General features: G+C 41.0%; 4 protein-coding genes. 3 read left to right on the forward strand and 1 reads right to left on the reverse strand.

Translation table 11 applies throughout. The features are described 5' to 3' along the window. The first annotated feature begins 150 nt into the window (after positions 1 to 150). The 3 genes from APA_RS16885 to APA_RS16895 all read left to right on the forward strand — a co-directional run bounded on the left by APA_RS16885 (position 151) and on the right by APA_RS16895 (position 7,103). Complete coding sequence (locus APA_RS16885) at positions 151 to 4,269, forward strand: cache domain-containing protein (protein WP_201323422.1); 4,119 nt, start codon at positions 151 to 153, stop codon at positions 4,267 to 4,269. 32 nt (positions 4,270 to 4,301) lie between these two features. After that, a complete protein-coding gene (locus APA_RS16890; protein WP_201323423.1) occupies positions 4,302 to 6,107 on the forward strand; it encodes a GGDEF domain-containing response regulator in 1,806 nt (601 codons plus the stop codon). 405 nt (positions 6,108 to 6,512) lie between these two features. Then, on the forward strand, positions 6,513 to 7,103 hold the full coding sequence (locus APA_RS16895; RefSeq protein ID WP_201323424.1) for a DUF3177 family protein: 591 nt from the start codon (positions 6,513 to 6,515) through the stop codon (positions 7,101 to 7,103). 77 nt (positions 7,104 to 7,180) lie between these two features. Here APA_RS16895 and APA_RS16900 read toward each other — a convergent pair whose 3' ends face one another. Then, complete coding sequence (locus APA_RS16900) at positions 7,181 to 8,110, reverse strand: NAD(+) kinase (protein ID WP_201323425.1); 930 nt, start codon at positions 8,108 to 8,110, stop codon at positions 7,181 to 7,183. Between the last annotated feature and the right edge of the window lie 137 nt (positions 8,111 to 8,247).

The raw sequence follows: 8,247 nt of genomic DNA on the forward strand, positions 1-8,247 counted from the left end.
GCGCCGCCACTCATCTTTTGGGTTTTGATTTGTCCTAGCTATCTCTTACGTTGCTATAGCCAAGAACTTGAGTTCTTGGTTTGTTTGCTAACAGCTTTATCGACGAATTGTCTCTGCCTTGCGAGGTTTGGGTAAAATAGCTGCAACTATATGGGAGCTGTCAGCAGAAATAGTTCTATGAGCGATCGCCTATTACCCTCCAACCCTCGCAAATCTCGAAAACCATCACTTAAATTTATTCTGATTGGTCAGTTTGTGATCTTGATCGGTGGTATATCAGGATTAATGGCTTGGCTGTCTTGGCGGAGTGAGCAGGAAACCATCGCTAATTTAGTCGGACAACTGCAAAATGAAATTAGCGATCGCATTAAACAGAAACTCACTTCATATTTGATTACTCCTCACTTAATTAATAAAATTAATGCTGACGCAGTGCGACAAGGAATATTAAAAAAACAAGGTCGAGCTAGTGAGAGCTATCTTTGGCATCAGATTCAGAATTTCCCCACAGTTTGCTGGATCTATTATGGAGGCGAGCAAGCTGGAGAATTTATCGGTGTTACCCGCCTGAGCAAAGAAAAAAATTCAGTACAATCTCTTCAATTAGCGATTAATATTGATGGTCTTCAGCGCTACTATTACAGTCTAGATTCACAAGGAAATCGGGTCGGACTTAAAGGGAAACCCGAATTCTATGATGCTCGTCAACGCCCTTGGTATCAGGTGGCTTTGCAAACCAATAAACCGATCTGGAGTCCTATTTATCAAGATTCCACTTTGCCTGAGCAAGTTATAACGGCTAGTATGCCTGTATATAGTTCTAATGGTGAAAGAATAGGAGTTTTGGGTGCTGATCTCTCATTAGGAAATATCAGTAGGTTTTTGGGTGAATTGCAAATTGGGAAATCTGGAGAAGCTTTTATTTTTGAACCTTCAGGCTTATTGGTAGCTAGCTCGGCTGCGGAAAAGCCCTATGAAGTTGACAGCGATCGCAAAAAAATACAGAGATTGCTAGTAAAAGATATTCGGCAACCCATGATTCGGGAGGCGACTGGGTCTCTAGAGCAGCAAGTTGGTAGCTTGGAGAAAATCAACACCGAGCAGAACTTAAAGTTTTCGATTGAGGGGAGGAATATATTTCTCAAAGTAATGCCCTATCGAGATGAATATGGGATTAACTGGTTAATCGCCGTGGTGATGCCTGAGACTGACTTTACAGAACAACTTGAGGCAAAGCGGAAAACGACGATTTTGATTACTTGTCTATCATTAGTAGGAGCGATCGCCTTAGGTGTTTTCACCACTCAATATATCAACAAATCATTGCGGCGCTTAACTTTAGCGAGTCAAGCTTTAGCAAATGGTGAGTTAGATCGGGAAGTTCCATCAGCAGAAATTGATGAACTGAATCTACTCTCCCAATCCTTTAATCGGATGGCATCTCAATTAAAGCAATCTTTTAATGAACTAGAGAGCGCTAATCAGTCTCTCGAATTGCGAATTGTTGAGCGGATGGCAGAGCTGCAAATGTCTGAAGCGAGATTTAGCAGTCTAGTTTCTAATCTTTCAGGAATTGTTTATCGAAGTGTAGGTGGAGATTGCGATTGGACGATAGTATTTATTGGTGGTGCTGTTGAGGCGCTAACTGGCTATCCATCTGAGGACTTTATTGCTAATCAAGTTCGCAGTTGGTCAAGTATTATTCATCCTGAAGATCAAGATATGGTAGAAAGGATTATTTGGGAAAGTTTGGCTTGTCAAGAACCTTTTGTTTTAGAATATCGAATTATTGATGCACAAGGCGATGTTCGCTGGTTGTATGAAAAAGGTCAAGGAGCGTTCACTGAGAACGATCAATTATTGTGGCTAGATGGGGCAATCTTTGATATTACCGATCGCAAACAAGTCGAAGCTGAGCTTTTAGAACGCGTGCATTTATCAATTTTAATGGCGGAAATTGGCTCTGCATCGACAAAACTATCCACATTAGAAGAAGTTCTGCAAGCCTTTGTCGAATCTCTATGGCGACATATGAATGTTTCCTTTGCTCAAATTTGGACTATCAATGCTTTTGGCAATGATTTGAATTTACAAGTCAGTGCGGGAAACTATAACAAATCAGATGGCGATCGCCTCTGTAATCTAATTAAAAAAGACCAAATTTGGTCGATTACTCAAGGAATGTTCCAGCCACTTTTGACCGATCAAATTTTGGCGGATTTAAGTGAACCCGATCAGTTGTGGCTAAAGGAAAAAGGTATTGTTTCGTTAGTGGGGCATCCTCTAATCGTCAAGGGTAATGTCATCGGCGTAATCCTGATGATTTCTCTGTCACATTTAGATACGGATATTCAGACCATAGATTTGATTGCGAATGCGATCGCGATCGGTATAGACAATAAACAGTCAGAAGAAAGGCTCAGAGTTGCTAATGCCGAGATGAAGGCTTTATTTGCGGCGATGGATGAAGTGATCTTGGTACGAGATCGTTTAGGACGTATTCTCAAAATCCCTAAAACGCGAAGAAAATCTGTTTGGCAAGATCCTAGTGAAGTAATTGGCAAACTCCCATCTGAAGTGTTTTCTCCCGAACAAGCCGAATTATTTGTTAGTTATGTGCAACAGGTTTTAGAAACCCAGCAAACTCTAAATCTTGAATATTATCTTGCCTCCACCGAACAAGGATTTTGGTGGAATGCCAGCATTTCTCCCATTGATACTGAGACAGTGGTTTGGGTCGTCCGTGATATTACAGAAAGCAAACAAGTCGAGCAGCAACTCAATCAAGCAAAACTAGCTGCCGAGGCAGCTAGTTTTGCCAAAGGTCAATTTTTGGCAAGTATGAGTCATGAACTGCGGACACCATTAAATGCAATTTTGGGATTTGCGCAACTAATGGTGCGTGATAGCTCCCTGAAAGACAATCATCGCTCTTATCTCAAAATCATCCATGACAGTGGCGAACATTTATTAGAACTTATCAATGATGTTTTAGATATGTCCAAAATTGAATCAGGACGCATTACCCTAAACATCACTAGTTTTGATCTGTATCACCTTCTCGATACGTTGGAAAAAATGTTTCGCCTTAAGGTCAGTGACAAAGCGTTACAACTGATTTTTAAGAGATCGCCTAAAGTCCCACAATGGATTAACACAGACGAAGGAAAACTTCGCCAAATCTTAATAAATTTATTGAGTAATGCGATCAAATTTACCAATCAAGGCTCAATAGTTCTATCTATTGATGTAATTAATGGCGTAACTAAATCGTTAGAATCAGATTTTCAGTTGTCATCTCAGCCCCAAGAGAAACCCCCAACCATCTTAAAATTTACAATAGAAGATACTGGCGCAGGTATTCCAGCCAATTATTTAGAGAAAATATTTGAAGCATTTGAACAGACGGACTTAGGTAGGAAATCTGCGGAAGGAACTGGACTAGGATTACCTATCAGCCTTAAGTTTGCTCAATTCATGGGAGGGCATATTTCAGTCAGTAGTCGGTTAGGTGAAGGCAGTATCTTTCGAGTTGATCTTCCAGTGGATGTGTCAGTATCTCCTGTCCCATTAAGGCAAACCAGCGATCGCTACATCATCGGTTTAGCGCCCGACCAGCCAGAATATCGCATCCTCGTTGTAGAGGATCGCTGGGAAAGTCGGCATTTATTAGTCAAAATTCTAGAAGCTGTGGGTTTCCAAGTCCGTGAAGCCGAAAATGGTGCTGAGGCGATCTCTATTTGGAATGAATGGGAGCCTCACCTAATCTGGATGGATATGCGAATGCCAATTATGGATGGATATGAAGCTACTCGTCAAATTAAATCCCATTTAAAGGGCCAAGCAACCGTAATTATTGCCTTAACTGCCAGCGCCTTGGAAGAAGAAAGAACAATAATCCTTTCCGCAGGTTGTGATGATTTTGTGCGTAAGCCTTTTCGGGAAGCACTTATTTTTGACAAATTGGCTGAGTATCTAGGTGTAACTTATTTGTACGAGGATGAGAGTAATCGTCGTCTCACTGACAGTGCGGCAGATGATCTGGAAACCTTAGAAGCCAATCTCAAAATCTATTTGTCACAAATGCCTGATAGTTGGATTAAGGAACTCCATCAAGCTGCAATGCTAGCTGACAATGACTTAATTACTGAATTGATCAAATCAATTCCAGAAAATAATGCTAGTTTAATTCATGCTTTAATCAGTCTTGTCGATAATTTTTGCTACAATCAAATCATGGATTCGACGCATCAGGCTTGTGACCAATAGTTAAATGATCGCCATATGGATACGAATAAATAATGACTAGAAATTATAGTGGCGATATATTAATAGTCGATGATATGCCAAATAACTTGCGCTTTTTATCGACGACTTTGACAGAGCAAGGCTATAAAGTCCGTAGTGTCACTGAAGGCTTAATGGCTCTGACTGTAGCCCAAGCTGCCAAGCCAGATCTAATCTTGTTAGATATTATGATGCCAAATATTGATGGCTATGAAGTTTGTCAGAGACTAAAAGCAAACGAGCAAACCTGTGATATTCCTGTAATTTTCTTGAGTGCTTTAGATGAAGTATTAGATAAAGTGAAAGCTTTTAGTGTTGGGGGAGTGGACTACATTACTAAACCATTTCAATTAGAAGAAGTTTTAGCCCGTATTCAAACCCATTTAAGTTTACGCGCAGCCCAAAAAGAAATTAGCCAACTAAATTCTGAACTCGAACAGCGTGTACGCCAAAGAACCGCTCAATTGGAACAGGAAATTGCCGAACGATTGCAAGTTCAAGAGCGACTATTGCATCTGGCTTTGCATGATGTGCTTACGGGGTTACCAAATCGAACTTGGTTTATGAAACGCTTGGAGCAATTACTCCAACAAGTTAGCCAAAAAGCAGGCTATCTTTTTGCGGTTTTGTTTTTAGACTGCGATCGCTTTCAAGCTGTTAACGACTCTTTAGGGCATTTAGTTGGTGATCAGCTATTAGTTTCGATCTCCAAAAGAATTGAACTTTGTGTGCGCCCTGGTACAATACTCTGCCGTTTAGGGGGAGATGAGTTTGCCATCTTATTACCAGATATCGAAAAGAACTCTGACGCAATCAAAATCGCTAACGATATTCTGCGAGAATTAGCCGCTCCATTTCAAATTGGCGAGTACCAAGTATTTACGAATGTTAGTATTGGCATTGCTATAGGTAGTGATATTTACAAACAACCCGAACATATTTTGCGGGATGCTGACACAGCAATGTATCGAGCAAAAGCGAATGGAAAAGCTTGCTATCAAGTATTTGAGCAAACAATGCATAGCCGTGCTCTCCACAACTTTCAGCTAGAATCCGAGCTGAGACATGCCTTAGAGCGCAATGAACTCGTGGCTTATTATCAGCCAATCATTAGTTTAGATACTAACCAAATCAGCTCTTTTGAGGCGCTAGTTCGATGGAATCATCCAGGGAAAAATTTAATTGCTCCCAATAAGTTTATCCCGATCGCTGAAGAAACGGCATTGGTAATGGCGATTGATTTATTTGTATTACGCCAAGCCTGTCAGCAATTGCGTAATTGGCGAGATGAAGGTGTTGCCAACGAGTCTTTAACAGTGAGTGTCAATCTCTCTGTAAAGCATTTTATAAGCTTTGACTTGCTCAAGCAGATTGATAATGTTCTTCAAGAAGTAGGAATTGATGGCAGTTCCTTAATACTAGAAATCACAGAAAGTGACATTATGGAGAATGCCGAATTTGCTGGCAAAATTATCTCTCAATTACGCGATCGCCACATTCAATTAAGCATTGATGATTTTGGTACTGGTTATTCTTCTCTGAGTTATCTGCATCGCATCCCAATTAACCATCTCAAAATCGATCGCTCCTTTGTCATGAGAATTGGCAAAAATGGTAAAAACACCGAGATTATTAAGGCGATTATTGCACTGGCTAAGAGTCTGGGTATGTTGACGATCGCAGAAGGCGTTGAAACTCAAGACCAGCTAGATCAGATTCGAGAATTAAAGTGCGATTTCTGTCAAGGATATTTCTTCTCTAAACCAGTTGAGGCTGTGGCAGCTAGAGATTTATTAATTACAGGGTTTCCTCAATTCTAGTTACAGCAGTGTTCGAGTAACCCCGCCACAAGAAGGGTCGCAGGGCAAATCCCCGCAATGGGTTTTATATTCTGATTTGTGGTGGGTATGAAAGCAATGGAAGAAATAAAATTTTGTAGTTTGCAAACAAAAAACAAAGGGAACTCTCAGCGCTCCCTTTGTTTTTGTTTAAGCTATTTAGCTGATGTGAAAAAAATACTTCTTTGAGAAGCTAAAAACAGCAACATAGATGTTTCGTTAAGCCCATTTGTAGCGAGATTTAAACCAATAAGTTTGAATCTCGCTATTTTTGTTGCGATGTTTTATAGAATTTTTGGAACAAATGTAGCTACTTATTTAAGCTCATTTATTGCAAGTTAGTATAGTAACATAAATTGGAATATCTGGTCAGAAATTTTTGCTTTTATGGATGCAACCCTTATTCGTCAACTTGTATGGCTAGACTATCGATTAGCTCTGCTGTTTATTGTTTTAATACCCTTCGGCCTATTAATCTGGGCTTTGCGGAGTGGCAGTGAAGCAATCAAGCGATCGCTACTTTTGTATTGGCGTGTTGCTAGTCTGGTATTGATTACTATTTATTTAGCGATCGGTAGTTTAGGCATATCTTATATATCTGGCATTGTGGCGGCGGTTTTAATCGTGCTTGCGCTCTGGTTTTGGCAAGATTTAAATGAAGATATTGACGCTTCAAAGAAAAGCCTTAAACCAATTTATTTGGGATGGCGTTGGGCTACAACGGTTTATTGCTCTCTAAGCGTGGTATTTCGGTTAATATTTGCTAACTGTGCCTTTATGAATGCTGAGCAATTGAGCGACATTTGCAAAATTTGGTTCGAGCCACCGCTAAGTTTTAGCACCACATTTCATAATGGTGTCCCTGTCGAGAACTTAGCCTTTGTCGGTGCAGTGGGGGGAATTGTTTATATGTTGTATTTATTTTCCTTTCTTGCTTTTAGCTTACCGAAAACTGGTCGAATCGCATTTCGTGACTAACCAAACAATAAAAAAGGGTTGCTTCGCAACCCTTTTTTATTGTTTGCAAACTAAAAGAGGGCGCTTTGCGCCCTCTTTTAGTTTCTATATTGATTGGGATAGCGAACTCTTGCACCTGTCCATAGAAGCTTTTGGCGTAACGCCTGATAGTATGAATACTCTTCTCGCAAGACAATAAATTGGGCTTGATACTCTGACATTTGGATGTCCACTCTCTGCCCAGGGAAAATTGACGTAGCTATGACTCCATCTGTCCATAGCTTTAGACTAAAGTCATCAGTCGAAAGCGGCCAGATGCTTACTGTTAATTTGGGTGGAATCACGATCGCTCGACTCGATAAGCTCAACGGACAAATCGGGGTAATTGCGATCGCGTGCATTCCCGAATGCACAATTGGCCCATTCGCCGCCACAGTGTAGGAAGTCGAGCCTGTCGGTGTTGCCACAATTAACCCATCACCGTGATATTGATCGACTACCTCGCCATCGATTTCTAGTTCTAGAGCTGCAGTGACCATGCGATCGGGCGAAGCTGGCTTGACGCACATCTCATTGAGACATAAAAATGGGCCACAGGGTTGACCGAGTCTAGTCCCTAAGCCTTCATCCACTGTAACAACTTTTGCTTCTAGCATCATGCGTCTCTCGATCGCAAAGCGATCGGACAAAAGGCGTTCCCAGATTTCGACGGTATTTTCACATTCCTCAATTGAATGGGTGAGAAATCCTAAATGTCCCCCGACATTAATCGCCAAAATCGGAACCTCAAGTTTTGCTAAATATCTAGCCGCGCCCAAGGTTGCGCCATCCCCGCCTAATACAACCGCAAGATCGATTTGTTGGTGCATCGATTCGAGAAATACGGGATAAGGATTATCAGTTGCTCCCGTTGGACCTATCAAGACCTTAACTCCAAGTGCTTCTAACTCATTACTACAGCGCTCAGCCCATATTTTGCCAATTTGACTGCCCGACTTATAGGCAATGATAGCTTTACTAATCTTCACAGATTCCCCTCATGTTGGGATTAATGGTTAGCGAAATCGGCAGTACTTTGCTCTAACTAATTCTAAGTCTCTATGTCAACTCTTATTTATCGCTCAAAGCAATAAGCTAACCGAAAAGAGAGTTGCGGCGCGAAGCG

It is taken from the genome of Pseudanabaena sp. lw0831, from assembly GCF_016584665.1.
Taxonomy (GTDB): domain Bacteria; phylum Cyanobacteriota; class Cyanobacteriia; order Pseudanabaenales; family Pseudanabaenaceae; genus Pseudanabaena.